Source organism: Pelagibacterium luteolum (genome assembly GCF_900100665.1).
In the GTDB taxonomy this organism is placed as follows: Bacteria; Pseudomonadota; Alphaproteobacteria; order Rhizobiales; family Devosiaceae; genus Pelagibacterium; species Pelagibacterium luteolum.
Window position 1 is genome coordinate 126,105 of sequence record NZ_FNCS01000001.1, and the last position, 25,422, is coordinate 151,526.

21 protein-coding genes are annotated in these 25,422 nt (G+C 63.9%); 13 read left to right on the forward strand and 8 right to left on the reverse strand.

What is annotated here, in order from left to right:
• Window positions 1-434: 434 nt before the first annotated feature.
• Window positions 435-1,496: an enoyl-CoA hydratase/isomerase family protein gene (locus BLR31_RS00650; RefSeq protein ID WP_090589689.1), complete on the reverse strand. Its 1,062-nt coding sequence runs from the start codon at window positions 1,494-1,496 to the stop codon at window positions 435-437.
• A 139-nt stretch (window positions 1,497-1,635) separates the two neighbouring features.
• Here BLR31_RS00650 and BLR31_RS00655 point away from each other — a divergent pair, with 139 nt between their 5' ends.
• From BLR31_RS00655 to BLR31_RS00695, 10 genes are all read left to right on the forward strand, one after another.
• Complete coding sequence (locus BLR31_RS00655) at window positions 1,636-2,958, forward strand: NAD(P)H-dependent oxidoreductase (RefSeq protein ID WP_090589693.1); 1,323 nt, start codon at window positions 1,636-1,638, stop codon at window positions 2,956-2,958.
• Between the two features lie 24 nt (window positions 2,959-2,982).
• Window positions 2,983-4,089 carry a pyridoxal phosphate-dependent aminotransferase gene (locus BLR31_RS00660; protein WP_090589696.1) on the forward strand — a complete coding sequence of 369 codons (1,107 nt, stop codon included), beginning with the start codon at window positions 2,983-2,985 and terminating at the stop codon, window positions 4,087-4,089.
• A gap of 135 nt (window positions 4,090-4,224) precedes the next feature.
• Complete coding sequence (locus BLR31_RS00665; protein ID WP_090589701.1) at window positions 4,225-4,971, forward strand: sugar transferase; 747 nt, start codon at window positions 4,225-4,227, stop codon at window positions 4,969-4,971.
• 18 nt (window positions 4,972-4,989) lie between these two features.
• Window positions 4,990-6,051 (forward strand): GDP-mannose 4,6-dehydratase, encoded by a 1,062-nt coding sequence (gene gmd, locus BLR31_RS00670; RefSeq protein WP_090589705.1) that lies wholly within the window; start codon window positions 4,990-4,992, stop codon window positions 6,049-6,051.
• Between the two features lie 3 nt (window positions 6,052-6,054).
• On the forward strand, window positions 6,055-6,999 hold the full coding sequence (locus BLR31_RS00675; protein ID WP_090589709.1) for a GDP-L-fucose synthase family protein: 945 nt from the start codon (window positions 6,055-6,057) through the stop codon (window positions 6,997-6,999).
• Window positions 6,996-8,261: a WcaI family glycosyltransferase gene (locus BLR31_RS00680; protein WP_090589712.1), complete on the forward strand. Its 1,266-nt coding sequence runs from the start codon at window positions 6,996-6,998 to the stop codon at window positions 8,259-8,261. The genes BLR31_RS00675 and BLR31_RS00680 overlap by 4 nt, the downstream gene beginning before the upstream one ends.
• Window positions 8,188-9,567, forward strand: a complete 1,380-nt coding sequence (locus tag BLR31_RS21510) for a hypothetical protein (RefSeq protein WP_176762441.1) — start codon at window positions 8,188-8,190, stop codon at window positions 9,565-9,567. Before BLR31_RS00680 ends, BLR31_RS21510 begins: the two co-directional genes overlap by 74 nt.
• Window positions 9,564-10,967: an O-antigen polymerase gene (locus tag BLR31_RS21515; protein ID WP_176762442.1), complete on the forward strand. Its 1,404-nt coding sequence runs from the start codon at window positions 9,564-9,566 to the stop codon at window positions 10,965-10,967. The genes BLR31_RS21510 and BLR31_RS21515 overlap by 4 nt, the downstream gene beginning before the upstream one ends.
• A complete protein-coding gene (locus tag BLR31_RS00690) occupies window positions 10,964-11,461 on the forward strand; it encodes an acyltransferase (RefSeq protein WP_090589720.1) in 498 nt (165 codons plus the stop codon). Before BLR31_RS21515 ends, BLR31_RS00690 begins: the two co-directional genes overlap by 4 nt.
• A gap of 11 nt (window positions 11,462-11,472) precedes the next feature.
• The gene (locus tag BLR31_RS00695) at window positions 11,473-13,617 is read left to right on the forward strand and encodes a glycosyltransferase (RefSeq protein ID WP_176762443.1); all 2,145 of its coding nucleotides are present in this window, start codon (window positions 11,473-11,475) and stop codon (window positions 13,615-13,617) included.
• Here BLR31_RS00695 and BLR31_RS00700 read toward each other — a convergent pair.
• The 7 genes from BLR31_RS00700 to BLR31_RS00730 form a co-directional block, all read right to left on the reverse strand.
• Window positions 13,571-15,145, reverse strand: a complete 1,575-nt coding sequence (locus BLR31_RS00700) for a hypothetical protein (protein WP_090589728.1) — start codon at window positions 15,143-15,145, stop codon at window positions 13,571-13,573. The genes BLR31_RS00695 and BLR31_RS00700 overlap by 47 nt on opposite strands.
• Window positions 15,145-15,405: a spike base protein, RCAP_Rcc01079 family gene (locus BLR31_RS00705; protein ID WP_090589731.1), complete on the reverse strand. Its 261-nt coding sequence runs from the start codon at window positions 15,403-15,405 to the stop codon at window positions 15,145-15,147. The genes BLR31_RS00700 and BLR31_RS00705 overlap by 1 nt, the downstream gene beginning before the upstream one ends.
• A gap of 76 nt (window positions 15,406-15,481) precedes the next feature.
• Window positions 15,482-16,918, reverse strand: a complete 1,437-nt coding sequence (locus BLR31_RS00710; RefSeq protein WP_090589735.1) for a mannose-1-phosphate guanylyltransferase/mannose-6-phosphate isomerase — start codon at window positions 16,916-16,918, stop codon at window positions 15,482-15,484.
• Complete coding sequence (locus BLR31_RS00715; RefSeq protein ID WP_090589738.1) at window positions 16,911-18,332, reverse strand: phosphohexomutase domain-containing protein; 1,422 nt, start codon at window positions 18,330-18,332, stop codon at window positions 16,911-16,913. The genes BLR31_RS00710 and BLR31_RS00715 overlap by 8 nt, the downstream gene beginning before the upstream one ends.
• Before the next feature lie 21 nt (window positions 18,333-18,353).
• Window positions 18,354-20,159, reverse strand: a complete 1,806-nt coding sequence (locus BLR31_RS00720) for a polysaccharide biosynthesis tyrosine autokinase (protein WP_090589741.1) — start codon at window positions 20,157-20,159, stop codon at window positions 18,354-18,356.
• A gap of 93 nt (window positions 20,160-20,252) precedes the next feature.
• Window positions 20,253-21,554 (reverse strand): PQQ-dependent sugar dehydrogenase, encoded by a 1,302-nt coding sequence (locus BLR31_RS00725; RefSeq protein ID WP_090589744.1) that lies wholly within the window; start codon window positions 21,552-21,554, stop codon window positions 20,253-20,255.
• Window positions 21,555-21,674: 120 nt separating this feature from the next.
• On the reverse strand, window positions 21,675-22,388 hold the full coding sequence (locus tag BLR31_RS00730) for a FadR/GntR family transcriptional regulator (RefSeq protein WP_090589748.1): 714 nt from the start codon (window positions 22,386-22,388) through the stop codon (window positions 21,675-21,677).
• Between the two features lie 306 nt (window positions 22,389-22,694).
• On the opposite strand from BLR31_RS00730, the gene BLR31_RS00735 reads away from it, so the two are divergent.
• The 3 genes from BLR31_RS00735 (at window position 22,695) to BLR31_RS00745 (ending at window position 25,419) form a co-directional block, all read left to right on the forward strand.
• Window positions 22,695-23,681: an ABC transporter substrate-binding protein gene (locus BLR31_RS00735; protein ID WP_090589752.1), complete on the forward strand. Its 987-nt coding sequence runs from the start codon at window positions 22,695-22,697 to the stop codon at window positions 23,679-23,681.
• Between the two features lie 101 nt (window positions 23,682-23,782).
• On the forward strand, window positions 23,783-24,610 hold the full coding sequence (locus tag BLR31_RS00740; RefSeq protein ID WP_090589756.1) for an ABC transporter permease: 828 nt from the start codon (window positions 23,783-23,785) through the stop codon (window positions 24,608-24,610).
• Window positions 24,607-25,419, forward strand: coding sequence for an ABC transporter ATP-binding protein (locus BLR31_RS00745; RefSeq protein WP_090589760.1), 813 nt, complete (start codon window positions 24,607-24,609; stop codon window positions 25,417-25,419). The genes BLR31_RS00740 and BLR31_RS00745 overlap by 4 nt, the downstream gene beginning before the upstream one ends.
• The last annotated feature ends 3 nt before the right edge of the window (window positions 25,420-25,422 follow it).

Below are 25,422 nucleotides of genomic sequence, written 5' to 3' on the forward strand. Positions count from 1 at the left end.
GCGTGTGGCGGGCGCCGTATGCTGCAGCCGTGCAACACCAACCGCTGTCATCCGGGGCGACGACCCGGGACCCAGTATGCTCCGGCGGCGTGAGTTGGCGGCGGGGATGCCATCTGGCGCCGAGGATACTGGGTCCCGGCGCAAGGCCGGGATGACGGGTGGGGTGAGGCGAGACAGAGGACGCTTTGAAGGCACTGGTTGCAGCCTCGCCACACCAACCGCTGTCATCCCGGGCGAAGACCCGGGACCCAGTATGCTCCGTGGTGGTGGGTTGGCGGCGGGGAATACCATCTGGCGCGGAGGATACTGGATCCCGGCGCAAGGCCGGGATGACGGGTGGGGTGAGGCGAGACAGAGGACGCTTTGAAGGCACTGGTTGCTGCAGCCTCGGGGGTGAGGCAAGGCGGTAGAGCGGACACCGACGTTTTGGGGCGCTAGGCCGGCACGCCCTCTGCGATACCCAAAACCCTCTCAAGCTCGCCGATGTCCACATCGGTCAGGCGGGCCGGTTCCCATTTGGGCGCCTTGTCCTTGTCAACCAGAACCGCGCGCACGCCTTCGGCGAAATCGGGGCGCAGGGCAAGGAGTTTGGCCATGCCAAGATCGGTTTCGAGAATGGTCCTCACATCGCGCTGCTTGCGGGCCAGGCGGTGCGTCAAGGTGATGGCGACGAGGCTGGTGGGGCAGTGGCGGGCGATGCGGGCGTAAAGCGCAGCTGAGGCCGGGTCGCCATCATCGCCCCAATCGCGCAGGGCTTCGATGATCTTTTCGGTGTTCGGTTGGGAAAAAACCTCTTCGAGCGTATCGGCGAGGGCGCAGAACTGGGCCGGGCCTGGATCGGCGGATGCGCCCTGGATCAGTGCCGTTATGGTGGTGTCGGGCTCGTTTGCCTGGGCGGCTTCGACGATCCGGTCGCGCAGGCCCTGCAGGCTTCGGGTTTCGACCATGGCATCGGCGAGGCCGAGCGACATGGCATCGGCGGCGCCGACCGATTGGCCCGAAAGCAGAAACGCCAGCGCGCGCGCCTGGGTTGTCTTATAGAGCAGCGCGTTGACGCCCACGTCGCAGAAAAATCCGATCGCCGCTTCGGGCATGGCGAAAATGCTGGTGGGCGTGGCGATGCGATAACGCGCATGCGAGGAAATGCCGATGCCGCCACCCATGACGACACCATGCTGGATGGCGACGATGGGCTTCTCGTACGTCGCGATCAGCCGGTTCATTTCGTATTCTTCGGCAAAGAAGGAGTGAACGCGCCCGAAATCCCCCGAGAGGACGCCATCGCGGGTGAGGCGCACATCGCCACCGGCGCAAAGGCCGCGTTCGCCCTCGCCTTCGATCAAAACCGCGCCGATACGCTCCTCATCAGCCCAGTCGTGGAGGGCGTCGAGCACCTCGGCGATCATGTCCGGGGTCAGCGCGTTGATGGCGGCGGGACGTGTGAGCCGGATGACCCCGCACGCCTCTTCGACCGAAATGGAAATGAAATCGTCCATGAGCCCTCCGAAATCCGTTGAGCCATTTGGCCCTGCCGGTTGAGAAAAAGAAAGTCTCAAGGTGCGCGGATGTTTCCATCGGAGGCGAAAATGATCTAGTTAGCCCACCCCACACGTAACCAAAGAGCCCCCAAGGGTTATGACAATCACCAAAACCGGCATCGCCCGCGACCTGCAACTCCGTGCCGAAACCGGCAAGCCGATCCGGCTGGGCATTATCGGCTCGGGGGAAATGGGCACCGATCTCGTGACGCAAGTGTCGCTGATGGACGGCATCGAGATCGCGGCGATCTCGACCCGACGGCCGCATACGGCAATGCATGCGATGGATATCGCCTATGGCGCCGGCGAAGGCGCGGCCCATGCGTGTGAGGTCGAGAGCCGGTCGGCCATGAGCGCGGCGATCGATGGCGGGCGGATTGCCGTGACCTCGGACACCGAACTGATGGTGACGGCTCCCGAAGTGGACGTGATCATCGATGCGACCGGCAAGCCCGGCGTGGGCGCCGATTTCGACCTGCTCGGCATGGAGCACGGCAAGCATCTCGTAATGATGAATGTCGAAGCGGACGTGACGATCGGGCCCTATCTCAAGCACGAGGCCGACCGGCTGGGCGTCATCTATTCGGTCGGAGCGGGGGACGAGCCCTCCTCCTGCATGGAACTGATCGAGTTCGTTTCGGCGCTGGGGCTGGAGATCGTTTCGGCCGGCAAGGGCAAGAACAACCCGCTCAACCATGACGCGGTGCCCGACCAGTATCGCGAGGAAGCCGAGCGGCGGAACATGAACCCGCGCATGCTTGTCGAATTCATCGACGGATCGAAAACCATGGTGGAAATGGCAGCCATCGCCAACGCCACGGGACTGGTGCCCGACGTGCCCGGCATGCACGGGCCGAACGCCGACCGCGAGACGCTGGCCAAGGTCTTGATCCCGCGTGAGGATGGCGGGGTTCTGGGGCGCTCGGGGGTTGTCGATTATACCATCGGCAAGGGCGTGGCGCCGGGAGTCTTCGTCGTCGCCAAGGCGACCCATCCCCGCGTCGTCGAGCGCATGGACGATCTCCATGTGGGCGTCGGGCCCTATTACGGGTTTTTCCGGCCCTATCATCTAACCAGCCTCGAAGTGCCGCTGACGGCTGCTCGCATCATGATCCACGGCAGGGCCGACATGGTGCCCCTGCCCCAGCCTGTCGCCGAAGTCTGCGCCGTCGCCAAGCGCGATCTTGCCGCCGGCGAACCGCTCGATGCGATCGGCGAGACCTGCTACCGCTCCTGGACGATGACCGTCCCCGAAGCGCGCGCGGCGGGCGCCATTCCCGTCGGCCTTCTCGAAGGCGGTCGCGTGACGGCAGCGGTCAAGAAGGGCGATCTTCTGACCAGCGCCAACGCAACGCCAGACACGACCACCAAGCTCTACAAACTGCGGCGGCTGCAGGACGAGATGTTCGGGCTGGTTTGAGCGCCACCCGGGAGGAGAACCCAAATGACGCCACCACGCCCCACAAGGGTCATCGCCCAATTGCCCGCGACTGTGCCCTTCGTCGGCCCGGAGGTGATCGAGCGCAGGACGGGAAAACCGTTTCTGGCGCGGCTTGGCGCCAATGAAAGCGGGTTTGGACCCTCGCCCAAAGTGATCGCGGCGATTGCCGAGATGGCTGGGGACGTCTGGACCTATGGGGACAGCGAAAACTTCCTGCTGCGCGAGGCGCTGAGCCACCATCTGGGCGTCGGGATTGATGCGATTACCGTGGGCGAAGGGATCGACGGGCTGCTGGGACTGACCTGCCGGTTGTTTCTCGAACCCGGCGATCGGGTGGTGACATCGCTGGGGGCCTATCCGACCTTCAACTATCATGTCGCAGCGCAAGGGGCCGACCTCGTCAAAGTGCCCTATGCCGATGACAGGGAAGACCTCGACGCCCTGGTCGCGGCGACCCGCCTCGCGCCGACACGGGTCGTCTATCTCGCCAACCCCGACAATCCGATGGGGACGTGGTGGGATGCGCAGGCGGTGGAAACATTCGTCAAAGCGGTGCCCGAGGAGACGCTGATCATCCTCGATGAAGCCTATGGCGAAACGGCACCGGAGGGGACATTGCCTCCCGCGACGTTGATGCAGCCCAATCTGGTACGGTTCAGAACCTTTTCAAAGGCTTACGGACTGGCCGGAATGCGGGTGGCCTATGCGTTCGGCATGCCCGAAATCGTGTCGCTGTTCGATCGCATCCGCAATCATTTCGGCGTCAACAAGCTGGCGCAGCATGCAGCGCTGGTCGCGTTGGCCGATCGCGACCATGTGGATAACATCGTGGAAAAGATTGCCGCCGCGCGCCATGAACTGGTCGCAACAGCACGCGAGGCCGGGCTGGTCGCCCTCCCCTCGGCGACCAATTTCGTCGCCATCGATTGCGGTTCGAGCCAACGCGCCGACGCGATGCTCGCGGCCATGCTTGATAAGGGAATTTTCGTACGTAAACCCATGGTGCCGGTCCTCGACCGCTGCATCCGGATCAGCGTTGGGCGATCCGAAGCCATGGGACTGGCAATCGCCGCGCTATCCGAGGCTGCCCGAGCTGTCAAACCGCTCTAAAATGTTAGAATAAAGCGAGGAATCGCAACGGCGCCGGCTTCCAGCTGAGCGGCGTTCTGCTTGATGTTCTGAAAAGTGTCGGCCAGTCTGTTACCCGGGCGTTAACCATTTAGGCAAGAATGGGGCACGGGGGCGATGGTTGATTTTCTAGGGCACGACACAGGTGAACAGACGCTCGCGTCCGCGCTGTTGCGCGCCCTCAATCCATCGCTCGTTCCACGGCCGATCGGCACCGATAATCTTGAGCGCACCCTCCATTCAGGGCTGGTCCTCAAGCGTCGCGCGGGCGCGCCTCTGGTGCCCGCCAGAGTGCCGGGCCTGGCCAAGCGCAGCTTAGATATTGGGCTGGCGCTATGGCTCCTCGCCACGCTTTGGCCGCTGATGCTGCTGGCCGGGCTGGCGGTGAAGCTGTCGGGGCCGGGACCGATCCTTTTTACCCAAATTCGCGCCGGTCAGAACGGGCGCCCGTTCACCATTTACAAGTTCCGCTCCATGCGGACCGAAGCAGCGCACCAAGAGAGCGTGACCGCGGTCGGCGCCGTGCTGCGGCGCACATCGTTTGACGAACTGCCGCAGATTTTCAACGTGTTGCGGGGCGAGATGAGCATGGTCGGTCCGCGCCCGCATGTGATCGACATGCATGTGGCCGGGCAGCGCTATGACGACCTCGTCCCGCACTACGCGCAGCGCCTGACGATACGTCCGGGGATTTCCGGCTGGGCGCAGGTCAATGGACTGCGCGGTGTGGTTGCCGACACCGACAGCGCGCAGGCGCGCATCGACCATGATCTTGCCTATCTGCAAAACATCTCACTTACGCTGGACATCAAGATCGTCTGGCTAACGGTGACGCGCGAAATCCTGCGCGGCACCGGACGATAAGACCGAACCGGGGGACGCATGACCAAGACAGCACTGATCACTGGAGTGACCGGACAGGACGGCGCCTATCTGGCAAAACTTCTGCTCGAGAAGGGCTATACCGTCCACGGCATCAAGCGGCGCTCGTCGTCGTTCAACACCGAACGTATCGATGCCCTCCATTATGGGCCGCATGGCAGTAATGGCCAGTTCAATCTCCATTATGGCGACCTGACCGACGCCACCAATCTCATCCGCATCGTCAAGGAAACTCGGCCCGACGAGATCTATAATCTCGCGGCGCAAAGCCATGTGAAAGTGTCGTTCGACACCGCCGAATATACGGCTAATGCCGACGGGTTGGGCACGGTGCGGTTGCTCGAGGCGATCCGCATATTGGGCCTTGAGGGGCGGACCAAATTCTATCAGGCGGCGACCTCCGAACTCTATGGCCGATGCGCCGCCGCCCCGCAGACCGAGACCACACCCTTTGCGCCGCGCTCGCCCTATGCAGCGGCAAAGCTCTACGCCTATTGGATGGTGGTGAACTATCGCGAAGCCTATGGCATGCACGCCTCGAACGGCATCTTGTTCAACCATGAAAGCCCGCTGCGCGGCGAAACCTTCGTCACCCGCAAGATCACTCGCGCCGTGGCGGCGATCGCCCACGGGCGCGGCCAGTGCCTCTATCTGGGCAATCTCGACGCCTGCCGCGACTGGGGACACGCGCGCGAATATGTCGAGGGCATGTGGCTGATGCTGCAGCAGGAACAGCCCGACGATTATGTGCTGGCAACCGGCGTCACGACCACTGTGCGCCAGTTCACCCAATGGGCGTTTTCCGAAATCGGCATCACGCTCGACTGGCGTGGCGAGGGCGTGGACGAAAAAGGCTTCGACACAAGAAACGGCAAATGCCTCGTTTCCGTCGACCCGCGCTATTTCCGCCCTACCGAAGTCGACGTGCTGCTCGGCGACTGCCGAAAGGCGCGCGAAAAACTGGGCTGGCGGGCCAGAACCGGCGTGCGCGCGCTGGTGCGCGAAATGGTGGCCGCCGATCTCAAATCGGTCCGCGGCGAACTGGCGGTCGAGGCGCAGTGAACCATGGGCAAGATCGCGGGCAAAAGAATCTGGATTGCCGGCCATAACGGGCTTGTGGGCAGCGCGATGATGCGGCGGCTGGCGCGCGAAGCGTGCGACGTCCTGACCGTTGAGCGATCAAGGCTCGATCTCACGCGTCAGGACGACGTCGCCGACTTTCTCATCGAGAGCCGGCCCGACGCCATCGTCTTTTGCGCGGCGCGGGTGGGGGGAATCCTCGCCAATGACACCGAGCCGGTACCCTTCCTTCTCGACAATCTGCAAATGGCCACAAGCGTCTTTGCTGCCGCCCATGCCGCCGATGTGGATCGCATTCTCTATCTCGGTTCGAGCTGCGTCTATCCGCGCGACGCGGCCCAACCGATGGCCGAAGATGCGCTGCTCACGGGACCACTGGAGGCGACCAACCAATGGTACGCCATTGCCAAGATCGCCGGGATCAAGCTGGCGCAGGCGTACCGCAAGCAGTTCGGGCGCGACTATGTTTCGGCCATGCCCACCAATCTTTATGGCCCGGGCGACAATTTCGATCTGGCGACGAGCCACGTCCTGCCCGGTCTGATCGCGCGCATCCACGCGGCCCATGAGCGCGGCGCGCCATCGGTGCCGATCTGGGGCACCGGGACACCGCGTCGCGAATTTCTCCATGTCGGTGATTGCGCCGATGCGCTGGTCTGCGTGCTGCGAGATTATAGCGATGCGATGCCGATCAACATCGGATCGGGCCAGGAGATTTCGATCGCCGAATTGGCCGCGCTGGTGGCCGAGATCGTCGGCTATCGCGGCGCCCTGGTCTTTGACAGCGGCAAGCCGGACGGCACACCGCGAAAGCTGCTCGATTGCAGCCGACTCGACGCGCTGGGCTGGCGTCCGGCGATCGGGCTGCGCGAGGGGATAACTGCGACCTATCGCTGGTATCGCAACACGCTCGAGCGGAGGGCCGCATGAAGATCGCCATCGTCGGGCTCAACTACGCCCCCGAACCCATCGGCATTGCCGTCTATACGACCGGGCTTGCGCAAACGCTTGCCGCCCGCGGTCACGATGTCGAGGTGATCGCCGGCCAGCCCTATTACCCCAATTGGGCCGTGATGGACGGATTTCCGCGGGCGGGCTTTAAAGCCTCGCGCGAAAACGGCGTGCGCCTGTTGCGCTTGCCGCACTATGTGCCCGGCAAGCCGAGCGGGGCCAAGCGGCTGCTCCATCACGCGAGCTTTGCCACAACGTCAGCCCTGCCCGCTTTGTGGAAAGGGCTCACGGGTCGGCCCGATCTGGTGATCGCCATTGCGCCATCGCTTTTGTCGGCGCCCGTCGCGCTTGCAATGGCCAAGGCGGCAGGCGCCAAAAGCTGGCTCCATATCCAGGACTTCGAGATCGATGCTGCGGTCGCCACCGGCATGCTGCCCGAGCGCGGCCGCGCTATGGCACTGGCGCGCCGCTTCGAGGCGGGGCTGCTGAAAGGGTTCGATACCGTCAGCACCATTTCGCCCCAGATGCGCGCGCTGCTCGTCGAAAAAGGCGTCACCCCGGAGCGTGCCGTGCTGTTTCCCAACTGGGCCGACATCGATGCGGCGCACTACGCCGGCCCCTCGTCCTATCGGCGCCAATGGGGGATCACCACCCGGCACGTAGCGCTTTATTCCGGCGCCATCGGGGCCAAGCAGGGGATCGGCATCATCATCGAAGCGGCTCGCCGATTGCAGGCCCGCAGCGATCTGACCTTCGTCATCTGCGGTGAGGGACCAAACCGTGACGCGCTCGATGCGGCGGCGCAAACCCTGCCCAATCTGCGCGTTTATGATTTGCAGCCAAAGGAGCGGCTCGGCGATCTCCTGGCGTTGGCCAGTGTGCATCTTCTGCCGCAGTTGGGGTCTGCTGCCGATCTCGTTTTGCCCTCAAAGCTCGCCAATATGCTCGCTTCCGGCCGCCCGGTCATCGCTACGGCAGCGTCGGGAACGGGCCTTGCAGCGGCGGTCGCGGGCAATGGCATCGTCACGCAGCCAGAGGATGGGCCCGCATTTGCAACCGCGATTGCGAACCTGCTCGACGATGACGTCATGCGCACGGAGCTGGGACAAGCCGCGCGAGCCTCGGCACTGACGCGATGGGCGCGCGGGCCGATCTTGGATAGAGCCTGTGCGCATATGGAGCGCACCGCTGCCTCAAGGCGCACCGCACCCCGCCCAGCCATTGCCACCGCCGATGAGTGACGGCGCGTCATCGTTGGAAATCGTACCGGTACGGGGACGGATCGTGCTCTCCGCGACGGCGCGCAATCGCATCGCCAACTATCTTAACTTCGCCACGACGGCGCTGGTCGGGCTGATCGTCAACCCTATCCTTCTGGCGGCGCTCGGGACCTCGGGCTTTGGCATCTGGAAGACCATCGCCAGGCTCTTTGAAACCGTGATCGCCACGCAGGGCGGCGCGACGCAGGCGCTCAAATGGGTGCTGGCGCGCGAAAATGCGCAAGCATCGGCTGACGCATTGCGGCGACGGGTCGGATCGGCGCTGGTCAACTGGGCGCTATGGGCAGCGCCCTTCGCCGTCCTCGCTCTGGGCCTCGTCCTCGCCTTGCCGTGGATGTTCCCGCAAGCCGGCCCCGATCTCACCATCGCCGGGCTGATCCTTGCAATCAACGGCCTCGTCGCGGGCCTTGTGTCCATTCCCGCCTACAGCCTGATCGGGGTGAACAAGGGCTATCTGGCCCTGGGCTTGTCGGCGCTTATGGCGGGCATTGTCGGCGCGGGGCTGGTCTTTGCCGCCCTAAGCGGATGGGGCCTCGTCGGCATGGCGGCGATGGTCCTTTTCGGCTCGGTCCCGGGGGCGGCGCTGTGTTACTGGCTCGCGTGGAGGGCGATCCCCTGGTGGGGAATAGCCGCGCCAGGGCCCGTCGACATGGCCGATATCAACCGACTCGGCGGCTGGACCCTGGGCTGGAGCGCGATCGAAAAAGTATTGCTCGCCAGCGAACTCGTGCTGATCGCCCTTCTGGCCGGCGCGGCGATGGCGGGGCAATATGTCTTTACCGCCTACGCCGCCCAGACGGCGCTGGTCATCTGCCTTTTGACCACCAATGCCGCCATGCCCGGGCTCGGCGCAAGGCTTGCGGCGGGCAACAGAGCCGAAGCGGCAATGATCATTGCGCAAACGCGCCGCACCAGCCTCCTGCTGTCGTTCGGCGTGGGCGCGGTGATCATCTGCGCCAACGCAGCCTTTGTTGCGCTTTGGGCCGGGGACGCCATGTATCTGGGCGCTGGCGCCAACGCGCTGATCGTCATCGCTGCAATTCAACTGGCCCATATTCGCACCGAAGCTCAGATCCTCGACGCCATGCTCATCGTCAAGCCGCGTGTGCTTTTGGGCGCCGGCGCGGTGGTCGTGGGGATCGCCTGCGCCATAGCGGGGTTTGTCCTCACCGCGGACATCACATGGATGATCGCCGGGCTGATTGCAGGACGGCTTGCCCTGACGCTGGGCCTGCCGGCCATCGCGAGACGGGCGGTACGCCGATGAGGACAGAGGCCAATTCCCCTCGGCTTCGAACGCTGGGCTGCCTCGCCATCGCGGCGCTGGGTATTCTTTATTGGCTTGCGCCTGAAGGGTTCGACCCGATCATCGCCTGGCCGTGCCTTTTGGTCGTCTATGGCCTGATCGCCCACGCCCTGTACCGCCCGGTCGCGATGCGCCCGCAGATCGCCTCGGTCATCGCGCCGGAAACTCTGTTTTTGCTACTCGCCGCGCTCGTATTTTTCCTGCCCTATCAACTGGCGCTCTTGGGCATGTTCGATATCGGTGCGAGCCGGTTTATCACCCGGTCGTTCATGGAAGAGGCCAATAGCGCCATCATTCTCTCCACATTGGGGGTCACTGCGTTTTACCTTGGGTGCCGCTGGCATGTGGCCGGACCTGTGGTCTCGCCGATTGCACCGGATCGGCGTCTTGCCGCCCTGCCCATCGCCACGCTTTTGGCAATGCTGGCCCTGATCGCGCTCTATCTGGGCGCCGGTTGGCGCGCGGCGGGCGAAGGGCGATACACCGGAACACAATCGGGCGGGGCTGTGGCCGACGGCGTCTCGCTGCTGATCGTGATGCTGGCCATGATGGCGGTCGCCCTGCCGGCCATCAAACGCAAATGGTCGGCATCGCTGGGGCTCGGCGCGTGCGTCGCAATCGGCTGGGCCGTCTATCTCGCCGCATTTGGAGACCGGAACGGCGCGCTGCTGATCATCGTTGCAGGCATAGGAAGCTGGGCGAGCTTTCGCCGCCCGGTAGGACCGATCGCCCTCACCGCGGCACTGGTGGCCGGGCTTCTTATCTATGGCGTGCTGGAGACGGTGCGCCTGCCGACAGACCCCTATCGTGCACCAGTTCTGGCCCATCAGACGCTGGAAACCAGCTTCAACATTTCAACCATCGCCAACCGCGCTGCGCTCGCCACGGTGCCGGGCGAAACCGATTTTGCTTATGGCCGCTACAAGCTGATCGGGTTGGCCGGGGTGTTGCCGCTGATCCGGGGCTGGGCACTTGGTGATGGTTCGACATACCAAACCTCCGCCGACCGCCTCACCGCCATAATGCCCCCCCCCGATGCCGGGTGGAATGTGGGCACGACGATCATCGCCGATCTTTATGTCGACTTCGGCCCCGCCGGTGTGCCGGTCGGGCTGTTCGCGCTGGGGTTGATCGCCGGATGGCTGCGCAATCGCGCCATAACAATTCCCGGATCGGACGCAGCCAGCGTGAGCTATGTGCTGGCGCTGGCGCTTTTTGCGCAATTGCCGCGCTATGCCGCCGATTTTCCGGTGCGGATTCTCGTCTGGTCGGCACTCTTCATGCTGGCCGTAAAACTCATCATGCCCCTGCCCGCTTGCTCAGACGTCGATCTGGGCCTGCCGCAAAGAGCCGCGCCATGATCGGTCATTTCATCCATGCCCTCTGGCGACGGATCGCGCCCATCAGCCACGCGCGGGCCATCGGCGTTCGAATGGGCGAAGGCTGCCGGCTGATCGATGTGACATTTTCCACCGAACCCTATCTCGTGACGCTCGGCAATCGCGTCAGCGCCAGTGGCACGCATTTCGAAACCCATGACGGCGGCGTCTGGGTATTGCGCGAGCGTTACCCCGATCTCGACAGGATCGCGCCGATTACCGTAGGCGATAACGTCTTCATCGGGCATGGCACCGTGATCCTGCCGGGGGTGACGATCGGCTCCAATGTGGTGATCGGCGCCGGCGCAATCGTCTCGCGCGATATCCCGAGCGACAGCGTCGCCGCCGGCGTGCCGGCCCGTGTCATCGGCACGCTTGCCGACTATCGCGATAAGGCGCTGGCCGAAGGCGTGATGACCAAGGCGTTGAACGGCAGACAGAAGCGCGAAGCGGTTTTGGCAAGGCTCGCCCGATGAGGATATGCGTCGTGATCCCCGGCTTTGGCGATGGCGGCGCGCAGATCCAGTGCATCCGCCTCCTCAACGCGCTGCAGGAAATCGATGGGCTGGACCTCCATCTCGTGCGCTTTCGCAAGGGCGAAATCCACGACGCGGCCTTGCAGACGCGCCGATTGCGCATCCACGACCTCGTCCCCCGTAGCCATTTCGACCCGCGCCTATTGTTCGATGCGGCCCGAACCGTACGGGCGATCCGGCCCGATATCATCCTGACCTGGCAGATCGTCTGCGACGTTTTCGGCCCCGTGCTGCGCATGGCGAGCAGAGGCGCGGCATGGGTGATGACTGAACGCGACAGCGCCTATCCGAACGGCGTGCGGTTTCGCCTGCGCATGCTGCTGGGCCGGTTCGCCGACGCGATCGTCGCCAATTCCGATGCCGGGATCGCGCTATGGGCAGGGCGCAACGACATGGTGATGCGAGCCGACAACATCGTCGCATCGCAGATCCACGAAACGCGCCCACGCGAAAAGCTTGTGCTCGCCGTCGGTCGCCTCGAGGCGCAGAAAAACATCCTTTCAACCCTCGCGGGCTTTTGCGCCCTCGCGCCAAAACGGCCCGATCTTGCCTTTGCGATTGTGGGCCAGGGCAGCCTCGGCGAAACCATCGACGACGTGGTCGCAACCCGAGGGCTCGGCCACTGCATCGTACGACCGGGCTTCGTTAAAAATCCGGCGGCATGGCTGGGCCGCGCCGCGGCGCTCGTCACGATGAGCCGGCACGAAGGCACCGCCAATGTGCTGCTCGAGGCGGTGCAGGCGGGCATACCGATCCTTGCCTCCGACATCGCGCCGCATCGCGAGATTTTGGGCGAGGATTACAAATTCTTCCTGCCCCTCGATGCGACGCCTGAGACCATCGCAGATGCCATCGAGACCCTGCTGGACCTCGCCGATCCGGTCCGCGATTTCGCATGCGCCCGAAACCGCCTGGCCGCTATGACGCCCGATCGCGTGGCGCAGCGATATCTCGATATCTTCCGCATGGCGCGCACCCCGCCTGCCCTGATGATCGGCCCCTTTCCGCCGCCTGTCCATGGCGCCGGACTGGTCACAGAGGCCACGACAAATCTGGTTGCCGCCAGCGGTATTCGGGCGCGGCGGCTGTCCACTTCGCCCGGCACCCTGCACCGCGGCCCCACCTATCACATCCGGCGCCTCCGGGCCTGTCTCATCGCTTTGGTTGCGATCCTGACAGCCTCGCGGGCCACGAAAACCTATCTGGTGCTGTCAGGCGGCTGGGGTCTTGCATACGATCTGATTTTGACGGTCGCGGCGCGCCTACGCGGGTTCGAAATCGTCTTCCATCACCACAGCTTTGCCTATCTCGACCGCCGCTCCCCATTGATGGCGACGATCATTGCCCTAGCCGGTCATCACCAGCACCACATCGTCCTCTGCAGCGCAATGGCCCGGAAACTGTCCGAACGCTACGCGAACTGCGGTGCGGTGACCGTCGTCTCCAACGCCATCCACCTGCCCGCTGCATCGCCCAGCCCGCGCGCCGGGCCGCTCCGCACCATCGGGTTTCTGGCCAACCTCACGCGTGACAAAGGGATCGACACATTCATCGATCTCGTCGCGCTCTTGCGGGCGCGCGGTCATGCGACAAAAGCGGTGATTGCCGGCCCGGCGGCCGAAGCCGGGATCACCGATCTTTTGCAGAACGCTCAAGAAAGATTGTGCGGCATCGAATGGCTCGGGCCGGTCCATGGCAAGGCGCGCGAAAGTTTCTTTGCCCAGATCGACCTTCTGGTCCTGCCCAGCCGCTACGCCAATGAAGCCCAGCCGCTGGTGATCATCGAGGCGCAGGATCGAGCCATTCCCGTCGCCGCCAGCCAGCGCGGCTCGATCGCAACCATGCTGCTCGACGATCCCGGCCTTCGGCTCGACCCCGTGGCGTCCGATCTCTCAGGTCTCGTCGAAACCATCAAAGCCCTGGCGGGCGATAGTGAAGCCATGGCCGACCTGCGCCGGCGCACGCTGGTTCTGGCCCGCGATCGGCGGCGCTGTGATGACGCGCAGCGCGAGCAGCTTGTCGCGCTGCTCGCGCCGACGACGGCCCCCGCTACCAACCCCTTGCCTCTAGATGGCCGGCGATTGCCGCTGCCATGATGCCCATGGCCACCTGCCCCAGATGGGTCGTGTCGGTCTCCGGATCGGCAAACATCGCAGCCGTCGGCGCACCATTGCCATCGAGGTGCAGATGATCGCGCCAATCGAGGCAATGGCCTGGCCAACGCGACAAGAACCCGATGCGAATGGCATCGTGCACGGCGAAATCGCTCTCCCCGAGATTGGCGCAGGGCGGGATCATGACATAGCGGTGATGCCCCAGCGCCGTCACGGCGGCGGCGAGATGATCGAGATAGTCCGGCACTTCGCCCAGTGTGGCGACCGGATTTTCCGACCCGTCCCAGATGATCGTCGTCCGCGCCAGAAGGTGAGCGAACTCTGAAGCCCCCATGCGGGCCGCGATATCGGCCGCCGTGGAATTGCCGATTGCCGTCGTGATCACCCCGCGATCCATCAGCGCTTCGAGCGTTGCCGGAAGCGATACGCCCATGACCGAAATTGCAAAGCTGTCGCCCTCGAACCGTATGGCGCCAGTGGCAAGGCGTTCGAGATCACGTCGCGCACCGCCAGCGAAAACGCCAAGACGCGCGATCTCGCCAGTCCAGGCATTGCCGGCATGATCATGCCCCACACGCATGACGCCGAACCCCGCCATATGGGAAGGCACCATTGAGCGGATCGGGCCATCTCCGCGCTGCGCGCTGACCAGATCGGGCGAAAAACTCACCCGCACGTCTAAGGCACCGCCCGGTGCCACCGACCCGAGATCGAGATCGACGACGACCGACGCAGCATAACGGCAGCGAACCCGCAGATGCCCTGCCCCGTCGCGCAGAATGGCGATGTCGTCGCCAGCATCGGCCGTCATGAGGTGGCCGCACGACCAGAGGATTTGCACGCCGTCCGCATCTGCCGCCACGCTGGCCGATATCTCGACAGTGATGCCCGACCGATCCATTCCCGCCAGCGGCGTGCAGGGCTTGAGACTGAGATCGTCGACCGAAACCATGCCGTCTCCGCTGCGAAACGCGTAAAAATGCGACGGCGTGCCATCGGCAGAAAAACTGTCGGCGTAAAGTCCCGGTGCCCGCGTCCCGCCGGCCGGTCCCGCGGCGGTAGGCGAAAGCCCGCCAATGCGGAAATTTGTCGTCCCCCCAATCACCCGATAGCGCGCCAGATAGGCTGTGTCGGCAACCACCGTTACGGACTGGGTGATGCCAACCGGAGCCCCGGTGGAGGTCAGCCGCGCGGCACCGCCAACCACGCTCGCCGTGCCCCCACCCGGCGCAACCACGGTCCAGCCCGAAAGATCGCCGGCCGAGAAATCACCATTGACCAGCAGCTCCTCGGCATCGGGCGCAACGTTGGGGCCAAAGGTCAGCGCCGCACCGGCCGCAACGCCTCCGGCGGCGGCGAGCAGCGACGAAAGGCTCGGGTATGCTCGCGCGCCGTGGCGAAAGCGGTCACGCGTGAAATCGATATCGAGCAATCGAGACGGGCGAACGCGGGCGGCCAACGTTCGCCCCGCCCCCGCCTCAAGCGACAGCCCCAGCGAGAGCCCCGTCATCAGTAGAGCCCGACAAGCTGGGTGGCTGTCGTCGTTTCCAAAACGCGGGTCGCGCGCACGGGCAACAGCGCGCCGTCAGGCACATTGTGGAAGGTGAGTATGTCGCCGCGCTGCAGCGCTACGGCCAGCGTACCGCCGGTGCCGACATAGATCGCCCGGGTCGTCGTATCGAGATCGGCATCATTGTCGGCAACAATGGCGAACCCGCCGGTCGCCGATCCCTCCTGCCCACCCGCACGGCTGGAAAACACATCATTCATAACATCGTCTCCTTGTCCGAAATTGAACGGCCAAGGATAGGAGCGATGGGGACCTGCGGGGATAAACTGGCTTAGTTCAGCTCCGCCCGAACTCGTCGGCAAAGCGGATGATGTCGTCTTCCCCAAGATAGGAGCCGGTCTGAACCTCGATCAATTCGAGCTCGATCTTGCCCGGATTGGACAGCCGGTGGCGCGCGCCCTGGGGAATGTAGATGCTCTCGTTTTCTCGCAGGATCCGCACATCGTCGCCCAATTGCACTTCGGCCGTGCCGCGCACCACAACCCAGTGCTCGGCGCGATGAAAGTGCTTCTGCAGGCTCAACCGCTTGCCGGGTTTGACGAACAACCGCTTGACCTGAAACCGCTCGCCATTGTGGATCGACGCATAACCGCCCCAGGGACGATAGCTCGTGAGATGGGTTTCGGTCAGCGGGCTCGTCGTCGGGTCCGCTTTAAGATCGCGCACCACGGCCCCCACCGCCTGGGCGTCCGACAGCCGACCCACAAAGACGGCGTCCTCGCTGGCCAGAACGGCGATATCGCTCAACCCCTCGATCACCACATGGAGCTTTTCCGATACCGCAAGCGATGATGTGACATTGCGCAGCGTGACGGGCCCTTGCGCCACATTGCCCGCGCTATCGTGATCGCCGGCCTTCCAGACGGCATCCCACGAGCCGAGATCGGACCAAGCGATCGCTGCGGGCACCACGACCCCGCACGTCGTTTTTTCAAAGATCGCGTAGTCGATGGAAATATCGGGGGCAGCGGCAAACGCGTCGGGATCGAGCCTTAAAAAATCGAGATCGGTCTGGGCCGCGGCGACGGCCTTTTGCGCAGCGTCCAATATCTCGGGCGCCAGCGCTTGTGCCTCATCGAGCAGGGTCTGCGCGGCAAAGACGAACATGCCCGAATTCCAGAAATAATGCCCCGCCGCAATCATTTCGGCCGCCCGTTCGGCGTCGGGCTTTTCAACGAAGCGATTGATCTTATGGCCGCCGGCGGCATTCTCGCTGCCCGCCTCGATATAGCCGAACCCGGTGGCCGGCTCGGTGGGCGTGATGCCGAAGGTGACCAGCGCCCCGGCCAGTGCCGCTGTCTCTGCCGCGTCGAGCGCTGCGCGATACTTGTCATCCACGGTGATCAGATGATCGGACGGCAGGACATGAACGATCCGCCCCGCATCCCCTCTCGCCACCACGGCAACCGCTGCGGCAATTGCCGGTGCCGTGTTGCGCGCCACGGGCTCGAGGATGATCGCATCGGGCGCGACACCCACGTCCTGCGCCTGTTCGGCGACCAGAAAGCGGTAGTCGCTGTTGGTGACGACGATCGGCGCGCCATAGCGCGGGTCGCCGGCAAGGCGCAGCAGGGTAACCTGAAAGAGGCTGTGCGCGCCCATCAGCGGCAGGAACTGCTTTGGCCGAGACGAGCGTGACATGGGCCACAGCCGCGTGCCCGAGCCGCCTGCGAGAATGATCGGGGTGATCCGGCCGGGCGAAAATTCAGCCATCCAAAGTCTCCAACAGTGTTTCGAGCCGCGCGATCATCGCCGCCAGCGTCTCGCGCGCGCTCTCGTTGGTATCGGCTTCGACATAGCAGCGCAATTCGGGCGCATTGCCGGACTGGCGAACATGAACGATGCGGCCATCGCTTAACGTCAGACGCGTGCCATCGGTGCGATCGATAGCGGCGGGGGTGGCGAGCGCCGGATCGAGACGCCGGCGCAAATCCTCGTCCTCGGCAAGCCGGGCGACCAAGCTTTGGCCGGCCACCTGAGGCACATCTTTCAGCCGGTCTGCACGCATTGCGCGCGGCGGCAAGTGCGCCACCAGTGCGCTGATCGGTTCTTGCCTGCTCTTTGCGTCAGCAAGAACGGCAATGATGGGCAGCAGCGCATCGCGGGTCGGCAGCGCCGAAATCGCGCGCCCGTCGCGCGTGAGCGTCGTCTGCGTCAGGAACCCACCATTGGCCTCAAAACCGACGATGCCGGAGCCGGTGGCCGTCTCCATAGCTTCGATGACATAGGGCGAACCGATTCGTGTGCGGATGACCGTCTGGAACCACCCGCTCGCTTCGATAGCGCTCGTCGAGGTCAGCGGGGTGACGATGGTTTTGGCCCCCAGCGCGCGGGCGGCGAGAGCGCCGATGATGTCGCCATTGACCTGCGCCCCGTACTCACTGAGCAGCAGCGGTCGATCCCCGTCTCCATCGGTCGAGACCACAGCGTCGCACCCGTGAGCCCGCAGCGCCTGCCGCATGACCTCGAGATGTTCGGCCCCCACCGCTTCAGTATCGACGGCGACGAAATCATCGCTCGCGCCGAACGCTTCGCACCGCGCCCCAAGCGCTTTGAGGATTGCCACCAGATCGTCGCGGCCGACAGCCGAATGGGTGAAGACCCCGAGCGTCAGACCGGCCAGCGCGTCCGGCGCGAAGGCCGATAAAAACCGTTCGCGATAATTTTTGCGCGCGCGATCATCGATGACGGGTTCATGAGGCTCGGCTCCGGACCAATCGTCAATGAGACGCGCCTCGGCCAAATCTCGTATCGGGGCCTCGTCAGCCTTGCGCAGCTCGCCCTCCGGCCGATAAAATTTCAGCCCATTATAGCGCGCCGGTATATGGCTGCCCGTCACCATGATGGCCGGGATGGCCAGGCCCAGAGAAAAGTGCGCAAGCGCAGGCGTGGGGATTTCGCCGCATGAGATCGTCTGCCAGCCGGCGCCTTGCGCGGCAGCGGCGACCCGCGCTGCGATGGCCGGGCTCGACGCGCGTCTATCCCACGCGATGGCGAGGGTTTTTTCGCGCGCAGTCTGGCAGGAGGTCGCAAGAAACGCTGTGACATAGGCGCCGACGATGGCAGCGTCAAAACCGTCTGCCGGCCCGCGCAGGCCCGATGTGCCGAATGCCGGTTTTTCAACCATCACCAAGAGGGTTCGACCTTCCTATTGTCGCGATCGAACCTCTCTACCCCATCGGCGCAGAGGGCGTAACCCATTGCGCATCAATCGTTGTTTGTTGTCGCTGCCTGCGCCATGCCCGCGCGCACGGTTGAGCACCATGACAAGACTCGCGCCCGGCGGGACAGCGTCGGCAAGTTGTGCTAGAGCCTGCCGGACCTCGCTTTGTGGCGTATGGGCCCACCGGACAACCATCAGGACGGCATCGGCGAACCGCGCCAGGTGCAGCGCATCCGCACTCTCGCCCACCGCGGGGCCATCGAGGATGACGATGTCGAAATTTTCGACCGCCGCCGCCATGAGACGCGAAAAATCTGAACCCGACAGTAATTCCTCCGACGCCATTTCGGATGGGTGCGTGCTGACAACGACGCTCATGCCCGTTTCGATGTCGGCCATGAGCATCGCGCCCAGCGCCGCAGGCACGGCGGACGGCACCAGCGCATCGGACGCACCCTGCCCGCCCGCGCCATCGAGAAGCGCATGGATGGTGGGGTTGCGCACATCGCAGTCGATCAGCAGCGTTTTCCGCCCGGCCAGCGCATAGGACCGCCCCAGCGCCAGCGCCGTCAGCGATTTGCCCTCGCCATGGCGCGCCGAACTGACCAGAACCACGCGCCCCGGCCCATCCGCCGCGTCACCGGCTGCCGCAAATGCGCGGTCCAGCCCCATGCGCGTACGCCGGATTGCTTCCCCATAACGCGACAATGGCTGGTCGACGATCAGCCGCGCCAGATGATCGGCACCCCGCTTCTGTTCGGGGATCACAGATAGCACCGACCGTCGCGTGGCCGCGGCCAGTTGGCTGCCGCTTGTTACACCGCCGACATAGGCTTCGCGGGCAAAGGCGAGACCCACCCCGATCCCGAGCCCGCTCAAAAGCGCCACGGCGAGCACGACGCCCCGATTGGGCGCGCTTGGCGTGACGGGCACCAGCGCCGCAGAGACGATGCGGCTGTCGGCAAGCTGGAATTCAGATTGCAGATCAAGGGCCGTCTGGCGCTCGATCAGCGTGCGGAAATGAAGCTCGGCGGCCACGAGCGTGGTTTCCAAGCCGTCGAGCGCGGGCGCCGGCGCCACCTCTTCCGGCGGATCGGCCTCGACCACCGACGCGTCCTCCGGATCGACGCTCGCCAATCGCTCCGCCGCCAAAAGATTGGCGAGGTCGAGCAAGCGTCTTGGGACGGGACGTTGGCTTTCGATTGCCGCATCGAGCGCGCTGCGCGCCTCGGTTACCGCGTCTCGTGCCGAGGCCAGCCGCGCATCGATCACGTCCGACGCGGCGATAGCGCTCTGCGCCTTTTCCTGAGATTGCATGCCGATATAGGCCTCGGCCACGCCATTGGCGAGCTGCGCCGCCGTTTCAGGATCGCGCGAGGTGACCGAAACGGAAATGACCGAGGTCAGGCCCTCGCGTTGCGCGCTGAGCGCGGATCGCAACGCAGCGACCGCCGCCTGGGGAGAGCTCCCGGCGCGGTTAAATTCCGGATGGGCGGTAAGGTCCTCCGCCAGAACCACCGCCAGCAGCACGGCGTCGGATTTCAGGATTTCGAGTTCGCTATCGACGCGCCAGCTTTCCGACATGGCGCCCGTCGATTGCGCCTCGGGCTCGATCAGCGCCCGGCGCGCCGGATCGACCATGATGAGGGTCGTTCCGGTGTAGAGCGTCGGCATGGAGGTAAGCGCTACAAGCGCGATAGCGAGGGCGGCGACCACCGCGACGGCGATCACCCCAAGCTGCCTGCGCAGCAGCCCCACGACATGGCGTAAATCCGCCCCCTGCTCGTCCATCGCCCCCTCTTGGCAACGCCCAAAACCACTATTGCGCAGTTCAGGGCGGCGGCCAAGGGGGATCACAGGAGAGCGGCCGGAATACCGCGCAGTTTAACCGACCGGCTTGACCCGCCAGATGACGTCGCCGACATCGTCGGCCATCAATATGGCATTGTCGGCGGCGACCGCCGTTCCGACCGGGCGGCCATAGGAGTGCTTTTCATCATCGGTCAGAAAGCCGGTGAGGATATCTTCCATGGGGCCGGATGGCTTGCCATTGGCGAACGGCACAAAGCCCATCTTGTAGCCCGACAGCGTCGAGCGGTTCCACGAACCGTGCTGGCCGATCGCCATACCCGCGCCGCGGCCCGGCAATACCCCTTCGGGCACCCAGCACAGCCCGAGCGATGCGGTGTGGCCACCCAGCGCGAAATCGGGCGTCAGGGCCTTGGCGACCATTTCGGGCTTCTGCTCGACGCGATCGTCGACGATCTGGTTCCAGTAGCAATAGGGCCAGCCGTAAAACCCGCCATCCTTGACCGACGTCAAATAATCGGGCGGCGTCTCGTCGCCCAGCCCGTCGCGTTCGTTGACCACTGTCCACAGCATTCCGGTTTCGGGCGCGAACGCCATGCCGACAGGATTGCGCAGACCCGAGGCAAAGACGCGATGGGCGCCGGTGGCCAGATCGATTTCGTGGATGCAGGCGCGGTCCTCTTCGGCCTCCATGCCTTCGAGCCCGATATTGCCGACCGATCCCACAGCCACATAGAGCTTGGTCTGGTCTTCCGAGACGATCAGATTGCGCGTCCAGTGGCCGCCGGGCTTGGTGGTAAAGATCGTCTTGCCCTTGTCGGTGATCTTGAGATCGCCGTCGCGATAGGGGAAGGCCACCACGCCATCGGTATTGCCGACATAAAGCGTGTCGCCCACCAGCGCCATGCCGTAGGGCTGATTGAGGTTTTCAAGAAAGATCTCGCGGATTTCGGCAACCCCATCGCCATCGGCGTCGCGCAGAAGGGTGATGCGGTTGGCGCTTTCGCCAAGCGCGCGAGCCCGGCGCATCGTCGACTGCATGGCGAAATCGAACGGCGTCTTGGGCGCGTCTGAGACCGAGCAGGATTCCGCGACCAGCACGTCGCCATTGGGCAAAACAAACACCTGGCGCGGATGATCGAGACCACGCGCGAACGCGTTGACCGCAAGGCCCTCGGCGGCGACCGGCTTGCGCCCGTCCTTCCAGCCCATGGCCGTCGGCATTTTCAGCGTCGGCACCGATTGCGGCTTGGCCTCGGGAATGGTCGGGGCGCTGCCCTTGGCTTCGACGACTGGCGCGCCCTTCCTATGCCGTAAGAAGATGGCACCGGCGCCGATAAGCGCAACGGCGCGTGCAATAAGACCGACAAATTTCATTATGCATCCTCTTGGGTGAGCCCGTATCCGCCCAGAGGCTTTAGACCAATCTGGCGCAACGCAAAAGCCAAAGCCGCGCCATCTGCCGGTTTTTTAGCCACGCCGGGTGCGATTCCGGCATCAGGCGCCGGGCCGTTTGCGGGCGTCGGCAGGCTCCATAAGGTGCCGCTCGACCGCGCGCAGATGGTCGTACATGGCGCGGCTGGCCCCATCGAGGTCGCGCTGCTCGATCGCCGCAATGATCCTGTCGTGCTCGCCAAATGAATGATGGTCGGCAGGCGGGCGATCCGAATTGGAGCGCAAGAGCCCCCAGACCACGGCGCGGCGCACCGCATTGAGCGCATCGAACAGCGCCAGCAGCAACCGGTTGTCGGTGGCCTCGGCGATGCAGCGATGCAATTCATTGTCGGCCGCCTCGTATTGCCGCCACGTGCCGGCCCGATGGGTGCGCTGCACGCAACGATGCATGGCTTCGACATGGCGCGATGTGGCATTGAGCGCCGCTTCGCGCGCAATGATCGGCTCGATCAAGAGCCGGGTGCGCATCACTTCGGCCGGATTGGTTTCCCGGTCGATTTCGGCAAGGCTCAAAACTTCGATGACCCGGCTGCCGGTAAACGTGCCCTTGCCGACGTGCCGCCAGAGCTGGCCCTCGGCCTCAAGCGTCGCCAGCGCCTTGCGCAGATCGGCGCGCGAAACGCCCAATTGCTCGGACAGCTCGCGCTCCGCCGGCAGGCGCGTATCGGGCGGGAAATTGTGCCGCGTCAGCCAGGCGCGCAATTGCACCAGCGTCGCGCCATTGCCCTCTGTAATTTCATCTGTGTCCGCGCTCATGCATACCCCTGAACCAATTGGGATTGGTTTTGCGAAATTACTCACAAACCCTGCCAAGTCAACCGTTTTCGCGCGACCATTCATTGGTCGGGCTGATGATCCAGTATATCGGCGCCGAGTTTTCTATCTATAATTACCATTGTTTCCAAGCACTTGGACGACTTGCACAACGGCTTGGCACAACACTGCTTATCAGTTGACGCTAAACCAATTTCGTGAAAACATCGAACCATTCCAAGTTTGGTTGTGGCAAAGGAGGGCCGTGGCCGGGGTTGGACCAAGATGTTCACAAGGGAGGAGAAACTTATGAAGATCACACGCAGACTGTTTACCGGCGCCATGGCCAGCGTGGCCATGGCCGTCTCGTTCAGCGCCCTGCCGGCATTGGCCCAGGACCCCGCACCGATCCGCGTCGCCATGGGCGATATCGCCAGCGTCGAAAGCCTTGGGCTGCTCGTCGCCATGGAGCGCACCAAGGAGCGCGGCGTGCCCATGGAACTGACGTTCTTTAATTCCGAGGACGTCGCGACCCAGGCCGTGGTCGGCGGTCAGGCCGATATCGGCGTGGGCGCACCCTATGCCTTCATTCAGAACTCGAACGCACCGATCCGCATGTTCTATCGCATGACGACGCTGCTGTTCTTCCCGGTCGTCAATTCCGAAGTCTATACCAGCTGGGATGACCTCGACGGTCAGGAAGTCACGGTACACTCGCGCGGCTCGGGCACCGAAGCGCTCATGCGGCTGATGGAAGACCTTCAGGGCATCACGTTCTCCAACATCAGCTACGTCCCCGGCGCCGAAGTGCGCGCCGGCGCGCTGCTGCAGGGCACCATCAACGCATCGATCGTTGACGCTGCATCGATGCGCCTGCTCGAAACCGAAGCCCCCGGCAAGTTCGTCCAGCTCCCCGTCGAAGGCGTCAACGCCACCGACGAAGCGCTCTATGCCAACGTCAATTTCCTCGAAACCCGCAGCGACGATCTCGCCGTGTTCGTCGAGGAATTGATCGGAACCTGGCAAGAGATCAGCGACAACCCCGAACAGGTCGCCGAATGGCGTGAGCAATACGACTTGCTCCCCGACCTTCCCGCACAGGCGACCGACGACATCGCGGCATTTTATGTCGAAGCTGTCGAAGGCGGCGTCCTGCCGCTTGGCGGCGGCACGCCTGAAGATGCGATCGACGACCTCGAATTCCTGGCCGCTGCGGGCCAGGTCGAAGAACCAGGCGACGATGTGGATGTCTCGATGTATTGGGACTTCACCGCTGTCGACGCCGCGCGCCAGTAACACCGGCCCGGCATGCGCGGGGGCTTCCCGCGCATGCCCATCACGCGCTCTGCGATTTGCAAGATGCGCCAATGGTCTGAACCAAACGCACTGGTGGTTTCATGTCGACACTTAACACGGCCGATCCGGCCTTGCTGCGCGACCGGGCCGACGCGCCCGGACTGATGTCGCGGCTGGCCCAGCTTCCCCTCATCTGGAAGCTGTTATCGGTCGCCCTGTTCGCGCTGGCCTGGGAAATCGCCGGGCGCTCGGGCTTCAATTTCTCGTTTCCCACCTTCACCGCAACCGTCGCCGCCTTCTGGAGCATGGTCGTGGATGGCTCCATGGGCGCTGCCTATCTGCGCACTATCGAACCATTGATCATCGGGCTGGTGTTCTCGCTCGTCGTGGGCGTCACCATGGGTGTCGCCATGGGGCTGCGCGAGGACGTCGAATGGCTGGCCCTGCCGATCTTTATCGTGATGCAGGCCGCCCCGATGGCCGCCCTGATCCCGCTGGTGACCTTCATCTACGGCATTTCGCTGACCGCCAAGGTCGTCGCCGTCGTGATGCTGGCCATGCCGGTCATCACCATCAATTCGTACAAAGCCGTGCGCAACGTGCCCGGCTCGCTGGTCTCGATGTGCCATTCCTTCATGGGCAACCGCCGCCAGCAGATCTGGTACGTCGTCGTACCCGCCGCCAGCCCGATGATGTTTGCCGGCCTGCGCCTCGGCGTTGCCGAAGGGTTCTCCGGCGTCGTCCTCGCCGAACTGCTGATCACCCCGACAGGGATCGGCGACCTCATCACCTTCCACCGTTCGGTGGCCAATTTCGCCCACATGTACGCGACCATCGCATCGATCGTCTTGTTCGCCGTCATCGCCGTGGGCCTGCTTCAATGGGTCGAAACCCTGCTGTTCCGCCCGGAAAAAGGGAATGTGAAATGAAGATCGCGACAGCCGAATTCATTCAAAATGGAGCCCAGCCCGTGACCGGCGCCAACAAGATCATCGAAGTCAAAAACGTCTCGAAGGTCTATGGCACCGAGGTCGTGGCGCTCAAGGACATCAACCTCGATTTCGAAGCCGGTCAATTGACCAGCCTGCTCGGGCCCTCCGGTTGCGGCAAGACCACCCTGCTCAAGATCATCGCCGGGCTTTTGCCCGCAACGCAGGGCGATATCCTCGTCAACGGCAAGAAAGTCACCGCCCCCGGCCCCGAACGCGCCTTCGTCTTTCAGGATTTCGCGCTCCTGCCCTGGGCAACCGTCCTCGATAACGCAGCCTTCGGGCTCAAGATGCAGGGCAAGCCGAAAGCCGAACGCGACGACATCGCCAATCACTACGTCAAGGAAGTGGGGCTCGATGGCTTCCAGAAAAGCTATCCGCACCAATTGTCGGGCGGCATGCGCCAGCGCGTCGGCCTCGCCCGTGCGCTATCGGTCAATGCCGACGTGCTCTTGATGGACGAACCCTTCTCGGCGGTCGACGAACAGACCCGTCGCAAATTCCAGGAGGATTTGATCCGCCTGCGCGAAGTGGAGAAAAAGACCTTCATCTTCGTCACCCACTCGATCGAGGAAGCGGTTTACGTTTCTGATCGCATCATCCTTCTTTCACCGCGTCCGGGCCGAGTGTCCGAAATCATCGACCCCGACATCCCATCCGATATCGGCCCCGATGAGCTGCGCCGCAACGAAGTGTATCTCGAAACCGTCGAGAACATCTGGCACGGCATCAAGAAATACGTGGATTGAGCC

Excerpts from the sequence above, each read along its gene's own strand:
- BLR31_RS00680 (WP_090589712.1), top strand. The coding sequence starts at position 6,996 with ATGAAGATCGCCATCGTCGGGCTCAACTACGCCCCCGAACCCATCGGC.
- gmd (WP_090589705.1), top strand. The coding sequence starts at position 4,990 with ATGACCAAGACAGCACTGATCACTGGAGTGACCGGACAGGACGGCGCC.
- BLR31_RS00735 (WP_090589752.1), top strand. The coding sequence starts at position 22,695 with ATGAAGATCACACGCAGACTGTTTACCGGCGCCATGGCCAGCGTGGCC.
- BLR31_RS00700 (WP_090589728.1), bottom strand. The coding sequence starts at position 15,145 with ATGACGGGGCTCTCGCTGGGGCTGTCGCTTGAGGCGGGGGCGGGGCGA.
- BLR31_RS00655 (WP_090589693.1), top strand. The coding sequence starts at position 1,636 with ATGACAATCACCAAAACCGGCATCGCCCGCGACCTGCAACTCCGTGCC.
- BLR31_RS00745 (WP_090589760.1), top strand. The coding sequence starts at position 24,607 with ATGAAGATCGCGACAGCCGAATTCATTCAAAATGGAGCCCAGCCCGTG.
- BLR31_RS00725 (WP_090589744.1), bottom strand. The coding sequence starts at position 21,554 with ATGAAATTTGTCGGTCTTATTGCACGCGCCGTTGCGCTTATCGGCGCC.
- BLR31_RS00690 (WP_090589720.1), top strand. The coding sequence starts at position 10,964 with ATGATCGGTCATTTCATCCATGCCCTCTGGCGACGGATCGCGCCCATC.
- BLR31_RS00665 (WP_090589701.1), top strand. The coding sequence starts at position 4,225 with ATGGTTGATTTTCTAGGGCACGACACAGGTGAACAGACGCTCGCGTCC.
- BLR31_RS00730 (WP_090589748.1), bottom strand. The coding sequence starts at position 22,388 with ATGAGCGCGGACACAGATGAAATTACAGAGGGCAATGGCGCGACGCTG.
- BLR31_RS00710 (WP_090589735.1), bottom strand. The coding sequence starts at position 16,918 with ATGGCTGAATTTTCGCCCGGCCGGATCACCCCGATCATTCTCGCAGGC.
- BLR31_RS00650 (WP_090589689.1), bottom strand. The coding sequence starts at position 1,496 with ATGGACGATTTCATTTCCATTTCGGTCGAAGAGGCGTGCGGGGTCATC.
- BLR31_RS00720 (WP_090589741.1), bottom strand. The coding sequence starts at position 20,159 with ATGGACGAGCAGGGGGCGGATTTACGCCATGTCGTGGGGCTGCTGCGC.
- BLR31_RS00705 (WP_090589731.1), bottom strand. The coding sequence starts at position 15,405 with ATGAATGATGTGTTTTCCAGCCGTGCGGGTGGGCAGGAGGGATCGGCG.
- BLR31_RS00660 (WP_090589696.1), top strand. The coding sequence starts at position 2,983 with ATGACGCCACCACGCCCCACAAGGGTCATCGCCCAATTGCCCGCGACT.
- BLR31_RS00740 (WP_090589756.1), top strand. The coding sequence starts at position 23,783 with ATGTCGACACTTAACACGGCCGATCCGGCCTTGCTGCGCGACCGGGCC.
- BLR31_RS21515 (WP_176762442.1), top strand. The coding sequence starts at position 9,564 with ATGAGGACAGAGGCCAATTCCCCTCGGCTTCGAACGCTGGGCTGCCTC.
- BLR31_RS00715 (WP_090589738.1), bottom strand. The coding sequence starts at position 18,332 with ATGGTTGAAAAACCGGCATTCGGCACATCGGGCCTGCGCGGGCCGGCA.
- BLR31_RS00675 (WP_090589709.1), top strand. The coding sequence starts at position 6,055 with ATGGGCAAGATCGCGGGCAAAAGAATCTGGATTGCCGGCCATAACGGG.